This is a genomic window from Candidatus Thorarchaeota archaeon, assembly GCA_021498125.1.
Taxonomy (GTDB): Archaea; Asgardarchaeota; Thorarchaeia; order Thorarchaeales; family Thorarchaeaceae; genus B65-G9.
The window spans coordinates 1,300,341-1,319,654 of sequence record JAIZWL010000001.1 but is presented as its reverse complement, the minus strand read 5'-3'; the positions used below and the strand labels follow the sequence as shown (position 1 = coordinate 1,319,654).

The 19,314-nt window shown below is 47.5% G+C and carries 17 protein-coding genes and 1 tRNA gene; 12 read left to right on the top strand and 6 right to left on the bottom strand.

Annotation, left to right across the window (positions count from 1 at the left end):
* Positions 1 to 6: 6 nt before the first annotated feature.
* From K9W43_06280 to K9W43_06260, 5 genes are all read left to right on the top strand, one after another.
* Positions 7 to 3,432, top strand: coding sequence for a chromosome segregation protein SMC (locus tag K9W43_06280; GenBank protein ID MCF2136836.1), 3,426 nt, complete (start codon positions 7 to 9; stop codon positions 3,430 to 3,432).
* 2 nt (positions 3,433 to 3,434) lie between these two features.
* Complete coding sequence (locus K9W43_06275; GenBank protein ID MCF2136835.1) at positions 3,435 to 4,097, top strand: hypothetical protein; 663 nt, start codon at positions 3,435 to 3,437, stop codon at positions 4,095 to 4,097.
* Complete coding sequence (locus K9W43_06270; GenBank protein MCF2136834.1) at positions 4,097 to 4,609, top strand: hypothetical protein; 513 nt, start codon at positions 4,097 to 4,099, stop codon at positions 4,607 to 4,609. The genes K9W43_06275 and K9W43_06270 overlap by 1 nt, the downstream gene beginning before the upstream one ends.
* Before the next feature lie 88 nt (positions 4,610 to 4,697).
* The gene (locus tag K9W43_06265) at positions 4,698 to 5,057 is read left to right on the top strand and encodes a TFIIB-type zinc ribbon-containing protein (protein MCF2136833.1); all 360 of its coding nucleotides are present in this window, start codon (positions 4,698 to 4,700) and stop codon (positions 5,055 to 5,057) included.
* A 637-nt stretch (positions 5,058 to 5,694) separates the two neighbouring features.
* Positions 5,695 to 6,051, top strand: coding sequence for a nitrous oxide-stimulated promoter family protein (locus K9W43_06260; GenBank protein ID MCF2136832.1), 357 nt, complete (start codon positions 5,695 to 5,697; stop codon positions 6,049 to 6,051).
* Between the two features lie 48 nt (positions 6,052 to 6,099).
* Here the strand turns inward: K9W43_06260 and K9W43_06255 are convergent, their stop codons facing one another.
* Positions 6,100 to 8,427 (bottom strand): sodium-translocating pyrophosphatase, encoded by a 2,328-nt coding sequence (locus K9W43_06255; GenBank protein ID MCF2136831.1) that lies wholly within the window; start codon positions 8,425 to 8,427, stop codon positions 6,100 to 6,102.
* Positions 8,428 to 8,885: 458 nt separating this feature from the next.
* Between K9W43_06255 and K9W43_06250 the strand changes: the two genes are divergently transcribed.
* The 5 genes from K9W43_06250 (at position 8,886) to K9W43_06230 (ending at position 11,633) form a co-directional block, all read left to right on the top strand.
* Entirely contained in the window at positions 8,886 to 9,182 is a 297-nt protein-coding gene (locus K9W43_06250) for an iron-sulfur cluster assembly protein (GenBank protein ID MCF2136830.1), read from the top strand.
* A gap of 350 nt (positions 9,183 to 9,532) precedes the next feature.
* A complete protein-coding gene (locus K9W43_06245; GenBank protein ID MCF2136829.1) occupies positions 9,533 to 10,120 on the top strand; it encodes a transposase in 588 nt (195 codons plus the stop codon).
* Between the two features lie 155 nt (positions 10,121 to 10,275).
* Positions 10,276 to 10,863, top strand: a complete 588-nt coding sequence (locus K9W43_06240; GenBank protein ID MCF2136828.1) for a hypothetical protein — start codon at positions 10,276 to 10,278, stop codon at positions 10,861 to 10,863.
* Positions 10,860 to 11,180, top strand: coding sequence for a hypothetical protein (locus K9W43_06235; protein MCF2136827.1), 321 nt, complete (start codon positions 10,860 to 10,862; stop codon positions 11,178 to 11,180). Before K9W43_06240 ends, K9W43_06235 begins: the two co-directional genes overlap by 4 nt.
* 126 nt (positions 11,181 to 11,306) lie before the next feature.
* On the top strand, positions 11,307 to 11,633 hold the full coding sequence (locus K9W43_06230; protein MCF2136826.1) for a hypothetical protein: 327 nt from the start codon (positions 11,307 to 11,309) through the stop codon (positions 11,631 to 11,633).
* A gap of 125 nt (positions 11,634 to 11,758) precedes the next feature.
* On the opposite strand, the gene K9W43_06225 is transcribed toward K9W43_06230, so the two are convergent.
* Both K9W43_06225 and K9W43_06220 read right to left on the bottom strand, forming a co-directional pair.
* Positions 11,759 to 11,835 (bottom strand) — tRNA-Ala (locus tag K9W43_06225).
* 28 nt (positions 11,836 to 11,863) lie between these two features.
* Entirely contained in the window at positions 11,864 to 12,469 is a 606-nt protein-coding gene (locus tag K9W43_06220) for a ZPR1 zinc finger domain-containing protein (GenBank protein ID MCF2136825.1), read from the bottom strand.
* Between the two features lie 268 nt (positions 12,470 to 12,737).
* Between K9W43_06220 and K9W43_06215 the strand changes: the two genes are divergently transcribed.
* Together K9W43_06215 and K9W43_06210 are read left to right on the top strand one after the other, a co-directional pair.
* Entirely contained in the window at positions 12,738 to 14,009 is a 1,272-nt protein-coding gene (locus K9W43_06215) for a hypothetical protein (protein ID MCF2136824.1), read from the top strand.
* Positions 14,006 to 14,758 (top strand): hypothetical protein, encoded by a 753-nt coding sequence (locus tag K9W43_06210; GenBank protein ID MCF2136823.1) that lies wholly within the window; start codon positions 14,006 to 14,008, stop codon positions 14,756 to 14,758. The genes K9W43_06215 and K9W43_06210 overlap by 4 nt, the downstream gene beginning before the upstream one ends.
* A 35-nt stretch (positions 14,759 to 14,793) precedes the next feature.
* Here the strand turns inward: K9W43_06210 and K9W43_06205 are convergent, their stop codons facing one another.
* The 3 genes from K9W43_06205 to K9W43_06195 are packed head-to-tail and all read right to left on the bottom strand — an operon-like array spanning position 14,794 to position 19,250.
* Positions 14,794 to 16,872 (bottom strand): ABC transporter ATP-binding protein/permease, encoded by a 2,079-nt coding sequence (locus K9W43_06205; protein ID MCF2136822.1) that lies wholly within the window; start codon positions 16,870 to 16,872, stop codon positions 14,794 to 14,796.
* Complete coding sequence (locus K9W43_06200) at positions 16,873 to 18,717, bottom strand: ABC transporter ATP-binding protein/permease (GenBank protein ID MCF2136821.1); 1,845 nt, start codon at positions 18,715 to 18,717, stop codon at positions 16,873 to 16,875.
* Positions 18,714 to 19,250 carry a PadR family transcriptional regulator gene (locus K9W43_06195; GenBank protein MCF2136820.1) on the bottom strand — a complete coding sequence of 179 codons (537 nt, stop codon included), beginning with the start codon at positions 19,248 to 19,250 and terminating at the stop codon, positions 18,714 to 18,716. Before K9W43_06195 ends, K9W43_06200 begins: the two co-directional genes overlap by 4 nt.
* Between the last annotated feature and the right edge of the window lie 64 nt (positions 19,251 to 19,314).

Here is a 19,314-nt window from a genome sequence, read left to right as displayed (position 1 = left end):
AAGAATCTGGGAAACGGCGATGTTCAGATCGAGTCAATTCGTCTGAAGAACTTCATGACCTTCAAAGACGCACTGGTCAGACTCACACCGGGTCTAACAATCATAGTAGGACCAAATGGCGCCGGAAAGAGCGCGATCTTTCACGCCATCAAGTTTTGCCTTGGGTCAAATCAACGAGAGAACAGGTATGACAGATGGAGCCAGTTCATTCGAAATCATACCGGAAGTGCAGAGATAGAGATCACAGTCCGGGACCATAGAACAACACGGGTCTTTACAAGAAAGATTGAGATGGGAAGAACTCCACGAGCATACATAGATGGAAAGCGTGTTCGTGCCGCTGAGATGCGCCGGGCAATCGAAGATCTTCATTTCAATATCGACAATCCACTCGTCTTCATGGCACAAGGCCGTACAAATGATCTACGAGATGCGTCTCCGGAACAGGTCCTCCGACTGATCGAGGAGGGAACTGGCCTCGACAGGTCCCGAGATAAAATCATTCTACAAGAATCAGAGTTGAGTGCCGACAGGCAAAGACTAGAAGAGGCCATCGCAGAGACTAAAGCAGTTGAGAGCGATATCCACCTTCTCACTAAAGATATGCAACGACTTGAGAAGAAACGAGAATACGAAAGACAGCGACGCGCCCTCGAACGTGAGTATGCCTGGGCCACTCTTCAGGACGTGGAGATGAGGATTGAGTCGATTAAGAAACAGATCGAGGCTCAGAAAGAAGGAATGAACGAACTCCGTGATGACAAGGCAAAGGTCTCCAAGGAGATCGAAGCAGTGGAGGAGAAGAGGACCAGACTAGAACGTGAACAACGAAGTATTGAGAGAGAGCTGGGCCGACTCGAGTCGAGAATTAAATCAAAACAAGAACAGCTAGAACGAATTGAGAAGGGAAATGCAAAGACACTCTCAGAGATCAAGAAGCTAGAAGAGACAATTGAAGCTGATAAGATACAACTAAGGCGAATAGGCGACGATCTCAAACGGGTGGTAAAGGCACATGGTAAGGCCGAGATTGAATCCCAACAACTTGCTCAAGAACGGGACAAGATCGTAAGAGAATTAGAAGAGCTTGAGACCCAACTTGCGAAGTTTGAGAAATGGGATCGAAAACGGCGTGAGGCTCAGACGGAGGTCTCCGGATTCGCCCTACAACTCAAAGACAAAAGAATCGAGTTACGCGCGTTCCTGACCAAACAGCAACATCTTGAGGCAGAGATCGAGGCCATGGAAAACAAGTGGGGGCAAGCGTGGTCCACTCTTGAGACCTCCTCAGCAGAGGACCTTGACAGGCAACTCAAAGAACTAGATGCACGCCTCGCTACTCTCAATGAGAGCCTGTTTGGCGAAAAGAGCCAGCTTGCCGAACTTCAAAAAGAGATCAAGAGCCTCGAACTCAAATTATCGGAGACCGCAGAACGAATCCCGCCCAGTGTCCAAGAACTCCAAAAGCTTTTGCACGAACACCAGCTCGGAGGTGTCGTAGGACCAGTTGGAGGTCTCTTGGTCGGAAATGAAGAGCTTGCGGCACCGGCTGAGGCAGTCCTATCAGACATTCTTGTCCACGCATTCATCACAACTGAAAAAGCGGACTTTCAACTCACTAGGCGATTACGAGATGAGATCGAGGCCCCCGCTCCGATCATCCTAGTCGATCTTCAACAGGAAGTCGCCCCTGCTCCAGAGTTACCTCCGAACTCACGGGTACGGGGATGGCTCTGGGAACTACTGGGCCTGACTGACACGCTTCTACAAAAGTTCAGGATCGCATTCGGGGACTATGCGGTGACGACAGACTCGAAGACTGCTGCGCGCCTTGCCTACAAAGGCATCAGTGCCGTCACTCTAAAGGGAGAGGTGTTTGAGAGCCGTAAGAAGACCGTCGTCGGACACCCAAAGAAGGGGCCACCTAAGATCCTCTCCACTGCACCATTCTTGAAGAAACAGAAAGAAGCAAAGAAGAGAGCACAACAAGTCGAGAAGAAGATAGCAGAGATCAATGCGGAGATCACTGTGGTCTCCGAGAAGAGGACCAAGATTCTTGAACTTGTCTCACAGATGGGAGCATGGAAGACCACATGGAAACGCAGGAAAGAGATCACAGAGGAACTTCCACAGGTCAAGGAGAACATCACACAACTCGAAGAAGAGATCGCTCAACTGACATCACATCACGAGCGTGCAAAGGTACATGTTGCAGAACTTGAGCAACATCAACCTCCTGAACGTGAACGCATAACGGGTGAGATGGAAGCTATCCGGATCAGACTTAGAAATATCGAGAGTGACCTTGGTGATGCCAAAGCAAGAGTGGCCATATCTGAACAGAGCATGAAAAACTTCCGCGAGCAACTGGATTCGATCCGTGAGAACATTGAGATGATGGAAACAAGCAGAAACGAACTTCTTGAGTCATTAGGGCAATCAGAAGACGAGTCCAGCGAGATACTACAAGACATAGCCAATTTAGACAAGCAAATGAAGGAACATCAAAAACAAAAACAGGCTCTCTCGGAACAACTTGACCAAATACACGCGGATCAACGCCAACTAAACACACGCCTTGCTGAGATAGACATGGAACTGAGGACCAGTAGGACAGAGGTCAGTAAGACACTTGCCACCCTGAGCAGACTCGAACTCCGTAGAAATGAGATTCTTGTCAGTGTCGAGGGCGTACCACAACCTAACACCATTAGAAATCACGAGGTGGTCTATGCAGAACTGTCACGGGTCAGAGATGTGCTCACGGACTACACCGATGTTGATGAATCAATTGCTGTCAGGGATCAACAACTCAAAGAACGCATGGAAGTACTGAACGCACAAGTAGCCACTCTTAAAGAGGAACTCGCAGAAGCAATCTCCACGATCGACTCGCTTAAGGACCAATATCAAAAAGATATGGCCAAGACATTGCGAAAAGTCGAGAAGTACGTCAACAGGCTTTTACGAAAGATCGACTTTACAGGCGAGATACGACTGGAACACATACAGCAAGATGATTCGGCCGGAATTCATTTTCAGATCCGGACTCATGCAGAGGAATTTTTGGGGATCAAGGCCGGCTCGGGTGGAGAACAATCCATGCTCATTGTCGCATTGATCCTTGCCCTCCACAAGTTCAACCCGGCTCCGATATATGTCCTCGATGAGGTCGATACGTTTCTCGATCTGGAGAATACAAATGCTGCTGCGCAACTTCTTAGAGAGGCGTCAAAAGAGAGCCAGCTCTTGGTCTTCACCCCAGCAAAATCAACGACCCTGCTAAAGTATGCTGACCGACTTATCGGAGTGGCAGCGCCCAGTGGCAATTCGCCAGCAAGGATAATTGAGGGGCCAATCCTGAGCGAACTGGAAAAGGACGATGAGGCAGAAGAGAAGCCGGACGACCCAATGTCAAAGGTGGCTAACTAGAGATGTCAGAGTCCGGCGATCTCTCGAAAAAGGCAAAGCAGATGGCTGAGGCCATTGACAAGGGGAGAGTCGATCCGTTACAGCTCTCACTCATCGACCCGTATCGTCAACTCAAAGACCTTCAGGACAGACTCCCAGCAAGACTCACGATCGATGAGATCCTCAACAATATCTTAGGCGCAAAAGTCCACCGAATTCAGGAACTGGCGCGGATCCTCTTAGCACCTGATGTGTACGTGAAGATATTGCAACGGATGACTACACGACAAGTTGGAAAGGCCATGCGATACAGGCGACCATTGACCATTCCAAAATTGGACTATCACAATCTGTCTAAAGCACTGGAGAGACTGCTTAGAGGGATCACTGCACAGGCAGAACGACCCACAGGTGATTCATCCGATGATGATGACACCGATGCACAGGAAGAGTTTGTTATCCGGACAGAAGAGGCGATCACCCTCGAAAAAATAACGGCATTTTATGACGCCCTGCCTGCTAATGAAACAATATCAATCCATGCGATCTTAAAGTCAGATGATATCGATGTGATTCTCGAACGGTTCCTCATGATCATCATCCTTATCTCGCGTGGGCTGCTAGTCTACGACTCTGACAATCAGACTCTGACAAAGATAACCACAGACAAGAGAGGTCAACAATAATGGGCCTGAATGAATACTCGGTCTTGATGAATCTGCTCACGAGAACTGGAAAACCAATTGGTGCCGATGTGGAAGATATGCTGGACGCACTTGGTTATCCGGAGCTAGAGGGCCGAGCAGTACTGTTCGGACGACTTGCAGCGTTGCACAATCTTCTTGAACCTCTTGGTCTATCTATCAAATTCAACCCTATAGATAGGGTATTCTACATTGATGTCCAACCTACGAAGGATATGGACATTGCTCAAGAGGTCCTTCCCGATCGTCTTGCCGCAACACTCCTTGCAGTGATGACTCTTGCGTATCAAAAAGGCGGGTGGGTCTCGGTCAAACAGGTCCAAGGAATCAGGAAAAAAAGCCTCAGGAGCATTCGTGAAGATCTGAGAGATCTGGCAAAGAGCGGATACATAGAGTTCGACCGCAACTCTGGAGATGTGCGTCCGGGAGTGCGGGTTCCCTTCGAGATCGATTATGAAGAGATCTTCAAAAACTTGGTTGTACGCGATACGTGAGATGAACAGAACCAGATTGACCTAGACGGATAACTGCGCATTCGCTAGTTTTATCTGCGGTCACGATGCGGGACAATTGGTCTTAATTATGTCACATAGACGAGCATTGCGATTTTCAAAGACAACATGCCCAGTCTGTGGTAGCAAAGAAGTCGCTCGTGACGATCTAAAAGGAGACCTGCTCTGTACAAACTGTGGACACATCATTACACGTCGTGAAACTCGTGCTGTTGGTAAGTTCGAGATTGCACAGCATTTGAAACGTGAAGGCAAACTCAGGTTTCAAGACCTCAAACAGATCACTGGTGCGTCTGATGACCGCCTCTTTGGAGTTCTCCAGAGTATGGTCAGTATGCACCTCATCGAGGAATTCCAAGGCTACTATCATCTGACCAAGCGGGGACAACGCTGGTACAGACAACGACTGGGACAAGAATGGGGCTACTAGTGCCAAGAAACGGCACCTCCCCGTTCAATTCAGTTGATATGCGTTTTGTCGTTTTGACCATTTTTACCATTTCGGTATCTCAATATTTGTGATAACGCCGTTAATTTGAATAGCTCTATGGATAACCAAGTTTGCCCAGAAAATCACAATATTTTATGCAGTAAGCTCAATACTTATTAAAAGAGGATTTGGAATAATACTGCGGTTCGAGTCGGAAGCCTTCCATATCTCCTCATTGGAGATCAATCTCCCCCCTCCTAACCACGCGAAATATGCCTACTTTCTTTCTTCAGGCTCGAACCGTAACCTCTCTACTTTCTTTTGATCACAGCACTTCTGGAGACCTCAAAGTCCAACAAGGGAATCACGTGCTCATGAGAGGGTTGCCAACAGTCACAGAAAACTTGGACATATTTAGACATTGAAAACAGGAGTGTATATACTTCCAATCACAGACCACGTATGACCTTCACTTTGATGGTGAGGTAATAGTAGCCCACTGCCGTTGGTGGGCGGACGCTGGACCTCCTGTCCAAGAAAGTCCAACTTTCAATCAACGGCATACTAACCAAAATCCATCATGCAAAGAGCATAGAATTAAAATACTGCATAGTTGAAATTAACATTGGTTAATGAGATGAGCGGAGATTCTACTAAGAATATAGGACCAGTGATTGCTTCAGAAAAAGAAGTAGTTGCTGAGATGATCGACATCTATTGCAGTAAAAAGCATGGAACAAAACGAGGAGAACTGTGTGATGACTGTGCAGAACTTCTTAAGTATGCACATGAGAGGCTCGACAATTGCAGATACGGTGAAGACAAACCAACCTGCAGAAAGTGCCCCACCCATTGCTATAGACCGTCTATGCGTAAGAAAATGAAAGCCGTGATGAGAGTAGCAGGGCCAAGGCTGTTCTTTCGTGCCCCAATAAAATGGATCCGTCATGAGATTAAAGACAGAAGAAAAAGGAAATCCATGCGAACCAAGTAAAAAAGGGGGGGAGGGGTGGCAAAGAATGCCACCCGAATCTGCCATGAATTAGTGAGTAGTTTCTATGGACTCCTCATCAATAGGTGCTGCAAACTCAGCAGGTGCACGACTCTTTCTGATAGCCCAAGCTGTGATGAGCATCAGAATCAATGCACCACCAAGCAAAAGCAGGTTCATGACCATGTCTGAACCAAACTGATATTGCACAAGGATTGGAGCAACAATCAATGAGAGTAGGTTGATCACTTTGATCATTGGGTTGAGTGCAGGACCAGCAGTGTCCTTGAGCGGATCACCAATGGTGTCACCGACCACACTTGACTTGTGACGCGCAGAGCCCTTACCTCTGTTGTTGGCGGGATCGCTCGGCTCATCTTCGATTGTCTTCTTTGCGTTATCCCATGCACCACCGGTGTTTGCCATAAAGACTGCCAGTAGTTGACCTGAGAGGATAACACCCGCGAGGAATCCACCAAGTGCATTCACATTGAGCAGGATTCCGACAATCAAAGGTATCGAGATGGTCATGACAGCAAGGCTGACGAGTTCCTTCTGAGCTGCTGCTGTGGAGATTGCAACTGCTCGACCATAGTCAGGTTTCTTAGTACCTTCTAAGATACCGGGGATTCGGAACTGACGTCTGACTTCTTGTACCATCTGACCAGCTGCTCGTGATACAGCCTTGATATTAAGGGCTGAGAAAAGCCATGGAATCGCACCACCGATAAGTAGTCCAGTGAAAACCATAGGATCAGACAGCAAGAGCGAAACGGTCGCACCAGAGATACGAGTGATATCAACAATATAGCTGTTGAACAGACTTACTGCTGCAATCACTGCTGAGGCGATAGCGACGCCCTTGGTGATAGCCTTGGTCGTGTTACCTACTGCATCAAGATCTGCCATGATCTGTCGAGCATCTTTATCAAAGTCACCCGGAGAGAGCTCACCTATGCCATTAGCATTGTCACTGATAGGACCATAGCTGTCCATTGCAACATTGTTACCAGTGTGCGATAACATGCCAATACCAACTAGAGATATTGCATACAGGACGTATACAAACTCAGCACCAGCAAACAGTGCCATAGCAATAACAAAGCTGCCAACGATTGCCATGAGAGCGGCAACGGTTGATTCGTAGCCTGATGAGAGACCCTGTAGAATCACTGTGGCAGTACCAGTGTCCGCCGACTTCACAATCTCCTTGACAGGAGCCTTCTCTGTAGAGGTGAAGTAGCTTGTAATCGGATTGAATGATACAGCCAGCATCACACCAGTCGCAATCAGTGCTCCAAGCCGCCAATCACCAGCATAGAAAATGCTAATGGCGAAGGCAGTTATGATTGTAATAAGACTGGATACCTCATAGGACATGAACATTGCATGCTCTGCATTCTCGGTCTTCCAGACTGCCACCATGAAGGTACCGACCATCGATGAGATGACTCCAACCGCACGAATAACGAGCGGGAAGACAATCCAGAACATTGCAGCATGACCGAGACCACCCTCTAGTGTATAGATAGCAAGACCAAGAATCAAAGAGGAAACGATAGTGACCTCATAAGACTCGAAGATGTCTGCTGCCATACCTGCACAATCACCAACATTGTCACCGACAAGATCGGCAATGACCGCGGCGTTTCGAGGATCATCTTCAGGAAGACCTTGCTCTACCTTACCAACAAGGTCAGCACCGACATCAGCAGCCTTAGTATAGATACCACCTCCGACTCTCATAAAGAGAGCGAGAAGGGTGCCACCAAGACCGAAGCCGAGAAGAGCGTCTGGCGCAGCAAGACCGAAGACTATGAAGATCGAGGTTCCACCAAGCAATCCAAGACCGTCCGTCAACATGCCTGTGAATGTTCCGCCGTGATAGGCAATTTCTAGTGCCCGATTGCGGCGATTTCCACCTTCACGTGTTGCTTGGGCAACTCTCACACTTGATTCCACAGCGATCCTCATTCCAAGTTGACCCACGATGAGTGAGAAACTAGCACCCAGAATGAAGGCAATAGTTCGTCCAACTGCAATGACAAGACTGGTGTATTGAGGGTCATTACCGAATACCTCAGTTGCCTCAGGAGTTGGAGGGACGATGTATACGCTTAGAAACAAGAAGATGGTCAATACTATCAGAGTAGGTATGATTGACCTGAGTTGCTTTTGGAGATATGAGAGAGCGCCCTCACGGATAGCATTCCATACAAACTGCATCTGCTCAGTGCCTTTGTCTCTGGCCTTGACCCCTTTCCAGAGCCAATGAGCGTAGATGAGAGAGATAATGGCTGCTGCTATCACAAAGAGTAGCATCCCTTTCTCCAGCAACGTGAAATGATAAAGGAATGTGTCAAATATTCCTCCTTGCATTTTAAATTCACCTTGTCAAAGGTTTCAGAGCGTTGGCCTCCCTTATGGGGATGCGCAGTGCCCTAAGTTTTCCTTTGTACTTGTGCTGTGACCAAAAACCCCACCCTTTAAGCATTACCTATCAATCGGAGCTGTGTGAAAAGTCCACAGACATAGATCGTTCAAGTCAGAATGAATCCCGAAACGTTTTGGATTCGATCGCAAAATGGTGTTCATACTTCTCATGATCACTATTTCACTGACTTTTCACACAGAGCCCTATCAATCCATGATCTCAGGTATTATTCAAACACATCTTGACATATTGAAGTATTAGCACGATTCGCATCACTACATGAATAAGAGATGAGATGTTGCTGCGAATGGCAAAAGCTCAAAAAGCATTCAAGCGTCACACTAAATAACTATGATGTAACCTGATTGCATCATTAATTTACAACAGGAAAGAAGGTGACCATATGACCCAACTGACTGACGAATCACTTCGTGAACTCTTGCTAAAGATCAAACACCCCGCCATAGATCTTTCTCTATTGGAACTGGGAATAATTCGTAAGTATTCTGTCGATGGAGATGATGTGAACATCGAGTTCGCATGGCCATTTCCGGGAATACCAATACGCAACCAGCTCATTTATTCCGTACAGGGGCCATTGACCGAAATCGGGGCCAACTTAAAATTCACCGAGACCATAATGGACGAGAGCGAAAAACAGCGATTCCTCATGCTGGAACAAGCAGCATGGAAGGGTTGACAACAGCCACAGAAAACTTGGACAAAAGATATGAGTGTGCAATGGAGGTCTACCACCCGGACTGACTGGGTCGGGTCCATGAATGTCACCGGGATGACGGTGGTCAAAATGACCCTGGACGACCAGACGAAGTGCTCTACTTGTGCCATGAGCACGGATTGAAATTTGCCACTCCCGGTCGTCCACAGTCCTCATCGAACTGAGGGTCAGTAGTATGACTGATGTGAGTCCACTAAACTATTGCGGAATCGATCGATGTCAGCAAGAAGACTCTGGTCTGTGCTGCAATTGCTGACCTTGAAGACCACAACAAACACTTTCTCCAGGGGCTGGCTGATGACCTAGGTCTTATGCCGGAGGAACCTGTTGCACAGAGGACCTTTTCCAACTCATGGAAGGGGTTCGTCCAACTGACCGATTGGATGAGGGCCATCGGGGTCTCCATGGCGGTGGTCGAGTCCACGGGGATCTACTGGTGTGCAGCCTCCTTCACGGCTGTTGAGCGCACGGGTATCGAGATTGTGCTGGCAAATCCACGGCAGGTCAAGAACGTGGCGCAGCACAAGACAGACCTGAAGGATAGTGTCTGGTTGGCGGTCCTGTTACGAGCCGGATTTATCAGGTCCTCCTATGTTCCAAAGGGGGTCATCAAGGACCTGCGCGATGCCACGAGAATGCGTGCCAGACTGATGAGGGACCTTGCACGGACAAAGAACCGCTGTCACAGGGTCCTTGACACAGTACTGGTGGACGTGGGACTCAGTGATGCCTTTGGCAAGACTGCACGACTGATACTTCTCAGGGCTCTGAGAGGTGAGGCCACCGGGTTGACCGAGGAACAGCAGAAGGCCTTTGAGGCGGTGTCAGAGGTCCAGCGGCTGATCATCACGGACCTGGTGAGGAACATGGAGGCACTAGAGGAGCGGGTGACGAGATAGGATGTAGCCATCGCAGTGCTGGTGGAGCGATTACGGGAGGAGCAGGGCGACCGAAACATCGAGTAGTTGCTGGTAACGATACCCGGCATGGCCGTGACCAGTGCAGCAGTGGTGAAGGCCGAGCTAGGAGAGGTGAGCTTCACTTTTCAATTGATTTGATTGGTGATTTACAAGTTGAGGAAGCAAGCTACGATTCGCCACTGTTTCACGAGCTAAGTGCGGATGATAGGGATATTTGGGCTCAGCAAGTTGGTCAACAGGTTTCCAAATCTGGAGAAATTGAAGATGGTTTTCGTGCAGTAAGTGATATATCAATATTAATAATATCAAATGCTTTAGCTCTGCTCCCCTCCGCTTTTTCCATAGGAGGCCTAACCGCAGTAGCAGTAGTATTAGCAACAGCTCTAGTGACTTGGGAGTTTTGGCTCTTTGGATTGGCATGTGGAATTGGATCAGGAGCTATCTCCCTGGACTTTGCACTAGGAATTTTCGCAGGTTGGTTGGATTCCTTTTTTGGATATGGCGGACTGATTGTTTCCACTATTATCAAGAGTGCAATAATGTATTATATTGTAAACAAAGTATATACCTCGTGCCAGAATCTTGCTTATTTCAAGACATGGCTTATCTGGACAATTCTCGGAGTTGTGGTGCAATTCTTTATGTGTGTGTACTCGTACTACATATTCACAGTATTGCTTGAAACATCTATTCAATCGTATCTGGATGGTGCTTCCACGTGATTGAAGTTCTGTTAGATAGTCCCATTGTGTTTTGCTGGGGCATCAGTGTGTTACTCCCCATATTCTATTGGCTGTTGTTTGGCTTCGGCAGCAAGCTTCATGGAATTGGACTACGATTCTTTGATACGGCTCTACGTTCGATCATCTTGTCAGAAACGATAGGTCTTGCGGGAAGCCTGATCACCACAGTTCTTGTTCCAGAGAGTGCCTCAATGGTGGTTGTTGTGGCCTTGTGGGCATCCCCACTCGTAGTCATAACTGCATACTTGTCCCAGATGCTGCGTCGTGCTATAGAAACCACCCAATATCAATCATAACAGGTGGACGAAAGTGGCATCCCTTGCGAGGTTGTTTTCTTTCTGCCGTTAATGGCCTCCATTGACGGTCAGGGGGACGCCTACCCCATCGCTGAGTGCGACAACGCCTCCCGTGTGATCAAGTACGTGGCCATCCTGGGGTATCGCCTAGACTCCTACGGTCTGGTGAGCATGCGCGTCCATGACATCAACGTGGTGGCAGACCTCAACAGGCACGATCCCAACGCGCCGAGTCAGGACGAGCCGGTGGAGTATGATAACGATGGAACCCCAGTAGGAGCCGCCAAGTCTGTTAGAACTGGTGTTCCGGGATATTCGCCATCGAGTATTGAGGCGCAAGTACAGAATGCAATTACGGTAAGGTGGTTGGCTCCATGGCCTGTAGTGGAATTTTCAACAGATATACATATTCAAGATTATACCGCAACTATCTCATTCACTGTGAATCTCTAACTCTACGTCTGTTGATAGTCGTTCAAGGAATCCTGTAATTCTGAGGATATGTGAATATCTCACAATTCGACTTCGCCCAAGATGACATGAAGCAGAATGCGCCTCAGAAGAGGAAAGAAAAGAAGTGGTGGACCGGGCGAGATTTGAACTCGCGGCCTTCTGGATGCAAACCAGACGATCTACCGGGCTAATCTACCGGCCCATGTTTCAGGTCGATGATGTTAGTGGTTTTAATCCTTACGCTCATGTAGCTCGTCACGCAATGTATCCACCCAGAGCGGTGCACCCCTCAATTCACTTGCGTCCTCAGGTGAAATCGCTTCATGCTTGACCTTTGACATATCATCCGGAAGAATACTGCTGATTCCAGCAGGGTCCTCAATGATAATCGTAAATGGAGAAGATCCCTCAATGGCGCGGTCTATCATGACAAGTACCTCAGCGCCACGAGCCTTCTCTTCAGGTTTTTCGGCGAAGTTGATCGCAGTCTCCACGACAGGACGGGTTCGTTGCAGCACACCCTCAACATTAGTGATGAAAGACTCTGCCAACGGTCCCGGTTCTATATCGATTCCAAACTCAGGAAGTCGAATTGTACCCGAACTCGATCTGATGACTCTGGCACGAAGAAGGTCTGGGGAATCAACGTATAATGTCCATCGTGAAGGCGATCTCTGCTCAGTGGTGAAGACATCATTATGAGTGAAATGACAATGCGGACAGCGTACTGTGAACATGGCAATCTGATTGAAATAGGGGACCGAATAAAGGGTGGATGTGACCTGAAGGCCCTGCTTGTTACAGATCGGACATCGAATGTCAAAATCGTCATTCATAGCATTGTGCGTGAACTTTGACCATATAGAAGTTCCCGACACGGCCAAGTCTATACACACATTATCTAAAAGCAATCACCTCATATTCATATTGCAACATGCTAGTTAATATCAGAGCATGTTGGAATATATCACATAACTATACCCGAAAAATACAACATCATATCAATAGGATAGATGCGAATAATATCCATACAACCTAGTTATTGTTAAGATAACAGTAAAGAATCATCCATGACCAATTTACCATAAGAATGGAGAGAATGAGATGGAAATAAAAAGCCTCTATATCATCTTCAAGGATTCAGGAGTATGCCTCTATCATAAAGACTTCAAGGAGCCGCTCTTTGATCCCCATCTTATCTCATCATTTATTTCAGCCATGACTCAATTTTTTGAACAGAGTAAACAGACTCTCGAATCTGCAGCCCGAGCCTTCGAGGGGCGGGATTACAAGATAATAGTGGAATTCGGAGAGTGGACAGTAGGGGCACTAGTGGTCTCAGAGGACCGTGAACTAATGAGAGAAAAACTGCGCAATATCATCGTTGCGTTTGAGAACCAGTTCTCCATACTTAGATATGTTGACATGGATCTTGCAGTCTATTCGAGATTCGAGCCCTCAGTCATGAATGAGTTCATTCTAGAACAGGTGACCCCAGACACAATCGTTAGAAAGAAGTTGAGATGGGAGGATCTAACTATGCATCCTGATGTGCGATGGTTCTTGGAGGGAATCCCTGAGCGCTGTTCTGTAGAAGAGGCCGCTGAAACCTTAGGGATACCTGTTGAACTTGCAATAGCACGAGCAGCGGAGGCAGTCTGGGAAAAGGCCGTAGTGACCATTCAACCCATTCGTGCAGACGACATATATCAAGCACATGCAATTGAGAGAGTCCTAAGTGATTATCGCGATATTTCGGCCGAAACACGAAGAGCCCTTGCGGAGTTGGACGGAGAGACCACGGTCGCAATTGCAGCTAAACGTGCCCAAGTGAGCGATTACAAACGGTTCATGGAAGAGATAGCAATCCTCGCCCAGCGAAAAGCAATTGAGAAAGTACCTCCAGCACAAGCAACGCTGATCCTTCAAGCATCAGTACTACAGACATTGCTTGATGCGGGGTCGAAGATCATTGGCATAGTGAATGCGAGAAAATTGTTTTTCAGTACAAAAAAGGAATTAACACGGCTATATCCATGGTTGTCATTTGTCGATCTTGAGGATGGTGTTGATGTGGAGGTCCGTAGTTCGTTGATCACGGCATCAGTAAAGGGCACGGTCTCACCATCATTGCTGTACGATGGATTTCGAACGTTTATGCAAGACATTGTTCAAGGAATCGAGAGATTTATTGGCAAGAACCCAACAAGGTCAATAGTAGAACGTATCAAGACAATCATAGAGAGACAATTTCCAAATCGCAGTGTTGAGGTAGAATGGGAACAGATCATAGCCCCGGAGATCAAGAGGGGCAAACCTCTTATTAAGCGGGTGCCCGAAGTCCCCAGTGTAACTGACTCGGGGACGTACCATTGAACGCAATCAATCGTTCCACTGCATTATACTTCATTGGCGCACTGATTTTAGGCATCATGTCATTGATAATAGGAGCGTTCAGTGGAAACCTCCAAGCATTTACATACATAGTCCTGTTTCTCGGGCCAGTGTTGACAATTGTGATCGGAACAATTGGAATCCGCAAGTATTCGCAGAGCGGAGAGATCATTGGCTCAGACCAATTTTCTGCAATGAACTCTTTCTTCGCGTTAGGGGTCATTGTTTTGACACTGAGTGAGGCTATGGCCACGATTGTGTGGTTCCTGCCTAACCCAGTGGATTACCTCTCGATTATCTTTATTCTTCAGCTCCCAGGACTCTTACTTTGGGCCCTTGGCGTGACCAGCTATTTTCAAGGATGTATAGCAACAATAGGAAACATTGCTGTGAAGAAGGCACATATGGCGGTCGTGGTAGCAGCCATCATCACATCAATCATAATCACACAACTTTCAAACTCGTCCATAGTAGTGATACTCTCTGAGGGGCCTGCACTTGTTGTCCTATTAATATCAGCATATTCTCTTGGGTGGTTACTATGGTCATTTCGACATGGAACACTAAGAGTCCATATTGGACTACTATTACTGGCCACGGGAATCTTTCTCGCCCAAAATCTAGCATGGAACATTTTTGGCGTATTGCCAACACAAGAGTTAGCCCGTATCCTGACCATTGAGGCATATCTGGCCATTGGAGCGACACAGGCCATGACCCAGACATCATGACCTGTAGTCCGAATGAATAAATGAATGATCACATCTCATTTTTTCTTCTCGTACTTTTCCAGCATCTCGCGCATTGCAGGAGGAAGTTTACTTGGATTAGCTAGAAGACGCGCTCTCGTCTCCGGACTCATCCGTTCCATCATCTGACGCATCTTCTCAGGGTTAGGACTACCCTGCCCCATGCCCATTGCCATACCTGGTGGGGGTCCACCGCCCATCATTGCAAAGGGCATCTGTGGAGGAGAAGAAGAGTTAGACTCGTCCTTTGAGACCTCCTCACTGGCGACACGAAGGATATCCTCAGAGATCTCACCGACTCCTTGATGTGCATAGTAGGTGTCATAGAGTTTCCTGAAGGCTCCACCGAGTGCAAGCAGCTCTTCAGTAGTACCCTCTTCTACAATCTTACCATGATCAAAGACGATTATCCTTGAAGCGTTGGCGATCGTTGTGAGCCGGTGCGCGATCACAACAGTGGTCCGTTCAGAGAAGAGCTTTGCCTGAGCGTCCTGGACAAGAGCCTCACTGTACGCATCAAGTCTACTAGTGGCCTCATCCAGAATGAGAATCCGTGGATTTGCCAGCATAGTCCGGGCGATCGTGATCATCTGACGCTGGCCTGCACTGAGATTCTTACCGTTCTCGATCACGAGAGTCTGATAGCCCTCAGAGAGAACTTCAATGAACTCATCAGCACCGATGATCTTACACAGTTCAATGATCTCTTCTTCCGTGGCATCTTCTCGTCCATAGCGAATGTTCTCAATGATCGTCCCATCAAAGAGGTACGGCTCTTGAGGAATCAGCGAGATTGCGTCGTGTAATGATGCTAGCGTCACATCTCGAAGATTCTGATCGCCAATCAGGACCTTCCCCTTCTGCGGGTCATAAAATCGATTGATGAGTGCAGCAACAGTTGTCTTGCCAGCTCCCGTATGACCTACGAGAGCGACGGTCTCTCCAGGTCGAATCGTAAAGGACACATCCTTGAGAACCTCGGTTCCTTCAACATACCAAAAGGTCACATGGTCGAAGGTAATACCATCACTGGTCTCTCTAAGTGGGACCGCATCTGGAGAGTCACATATAGCCGGCTTCGATTCCAAGACATCCGAAACCCGATCCATTGCTGCCAGAGAGGCCTGAACCTGTGAGGAGGTCATGGAGAGAAAGAGAAGAGGCCACATGAATTTCTGAACAAGAAGAATACCAAGAAAGACCTCTCCGACCGACATTAGTGGAGCAGTACCGACGACCAACGAACTCCCGACGAACAAGAGCGCGGCAGTCACGAACATACCAATACCTCTCATGAGAGGCTGCATGGATGTCATCAGAATGAGAAACTTCTTTCCATATTGGTATGCCTTCTCATTTAGTTTGAGCATATCTTCGGCAAGCTCTTCCTCTCGATTGAATGCCTTTGCAACATGAATACCACTTAGATTCTCTGCGATCTGACCAGAAACCTTGCCGTAAGCACGCTGTGATGCAAGCATAATCCGCTTCCCAACGGTTCCAAAGAGAACAGCCATGAAGGCAATACCGGGAACAACGAGCAGCGAGGTCAATGCGATCAATACAGAAGTAGTCCAGAGAAGAATGAAGGTCGCAACTAACATCAGCAACTGACCAGCAACATCAATGAACATCTGTATGCCAGTTGCAAGACTGACCGTATCAGAGGTCACACGTGAAGTGACATTTCCACTCTGTTCCCCCTTGTGATACGAGAGATCGGCATCTATAAGATGGTCATAAACATCTTTCTGAACAGATTGCACAAAGTTTGCTTGAGCTCCTGAGAGAATCCAAGTATAGATTCCATTAAAGATCCACACTATGATTTTCAGAGCAAAGTACAATATCACGAGATAGATGATACCTTGGACATTTCCGCTCGTATAGAATACAAGGTCAATACCTTTCGTGATCACAAAAGGTGAGATCACAGACAGAACTGTTGCAATAAGGGACAGAACCGCCCCAAGAGCAACAACCCTCTTGAATGGCCCCAGGTAGCCAAACATTCGCCGCAGGAGCAGAAGAATCGGACGACTGAGTTTTTCTTTCGTACTTGATCCACTCGGACCACGATGCCCACGAAATGCCATTTATGCAACACCTCCATTACCGGACACTCGGGCAACCATAGATTGCGCGCCCGGCAACCGTTCAAAGATATGCTGATACACAGGAGACTCACGAATCAATTCGGCATGAGTACCGGAGGCGATAAGCCGCCCCTTGTCAAGGATAATGATCATGTCGGACTCGAGTAATGTACGCAATCGTTGAGTGACTGTAATACTTGTTCGGCCCTTCATGACCTCGCTCAGAGCTTTACGTAAATGGTACTCGGTCTCTGCATCAACTGCACTCACAGAGTCATCGAGTAACAGGATTTTAGGATCTTGTAAAATGGCCCGGGCAATTGCCAGACGTTGACGCTGCCCTCCGCTAAGAGTCGTCCCGCGTTCGCCAATCACCGTATCATACCCATCAGGAAGTTCTACAATAAAGTCATGAGCCTGAGCTCTCTTTGCGGCCTCAATGATCTCCTCAATTGTCGCATCTTTTCGCCCAAAGGCGATGTTATCTCGAACTGACCTCCTAAATAAGAAAATATCCTGCTCAACAAGACCAACAGCATTGCGTATTGTCCTAGTATTTATTCGACGAAGATCGATTCCATCTATTGTGATCGTCCCATCAATGGGATCGTAAAATCGGAGTAGCAACTTTAGAACGGTGCTCTTTCCACTACCGGGGCCACCAATAAGAGCCACCCGCGAACCACCGGGAATTGTAATGTCCAAGTCCTGTATTGCATAGTGTTTATTCCCTTCGTGATTGTGATCATATGAGAAACTAACATGGTCAAATGTAATGTCACCTAACCAATTAACATCAGTAGCCTCATCATCGGCCTCGACAAGGGGATCTTTCCAGTTCAGAAGTTCTACAATCCGTTGTGCATTGACATAACCACCACGAAACATAAGAAGCATTCTTGGGAGTTGGAAGTTCATGAACTCAAGCGCGATCAATAGACCAAGAATAGATGTCAGTGTACCCACACTCAATACCCCGGAAAAGACCGCATAGGTACCATAGAAGAATGCAGCGGTAGTCATGCAGATCAGGACAATGGCCGGAAGATAGAACGCGGCGAGCCGACCTTCCTTTGCCACAACGTCGGCGTACTTGACACTGACCTGTTGAAATTTCTGTTTCTCTTTGTTCTCCGCACCAAAGGCTCGTACTACCTCAATTCCTGTAAATACGCCCTGTGCCACAGAAGTGAGATGTTCCATGGTCTCAGAGCGGGCACGTCTCACTGGTTCGATCGTGTTGGCATAGCGATACGCAAAGGCAACATAGATGGGGGATCCAACGAATACGATCAGAGTGAATATGGGAAGCGAGAAACCATTCACCACAACGAAATTTGCAATGCTCGGTAATGTATCATATTTTATCAACAAGAAACCAGTAATGAAAAGCGATAGCAATGAACCCATGATGTTCCTCAATGCGGGATTAAGTGAGAGCCGGATCCAGTTAATATCCTGCATAGCGACGGACAGCAACCGCTTGGAATCCACCTCATCATGAAAGGCCATGCTATAGTCTTGAACGGTCTCAAAGAAATCTTGACGCGCATCGCGTTCCCATTTGAAAGTGACTACCGCCCATGCATAGCCAACAAAAAAATACATACCCATATAGATGACAGCTAAGTCAACAAGAGTCCATACATGGGACATAAATTCTGGAGAGAGTCCGCTCACAGTCAGAACATCAATGGCACGACCAACAATGACACTAGGAATAGTAGTCAGGTAAGCGGAGACCCCCGTCAATATAGTTGCCAAAGTTATAATGCCCTTATGCTTCAAGATGCCACTGAGCATATACCTAGACGCACTTGCGTATCTTTGTGCATTCGCTGTCATTTTATAGTTCCTCCATGCTCCATATCCTCAATTATTTCGTGAAGCTCTATCTTAATCTCATGTAGTCGTTTAATGATGCGACCCTTTTGGCGTGCCTTTAGGTCAGGACGGATCAAATTCAATCGCTCAAAAGCAATGGAAACCATGTCCAAGTATGCCATGGCCTGATCAACTGGGTCAAGAAGACCAAGCCAGAAGAGAGGGCCTATCTGCATCTTTTGTAGTAGCAACGCCTTATGCCCACGAATCCGAATGAGAAGCTCCTGTCCCTCGTCTGATAGACGATATGTCTTGGACCGCCCCTCTATACGAACCGTCTCAATGTAGCCATCTGCCTCCATCTGGGCAAGAAGTGGATAGATCGAGCCGGGACTGGGTTTCCAAGCGCCACCACTGCGCTCTTCCAAATTTCGAATGATGTCAATACCAGATAGCTCCCGAGACTCTAGTAATCGCGCGATCACCAGTCTCAGTAATCCACGAGGCACCGCATGAAGTCTACGGTGTCCATCGCAGCTCGGTCTACTAGGCACATTGACACCTCGATATCGAATACGATATTGGATGCGATATCGAATGCGATATAAACATGTTGGT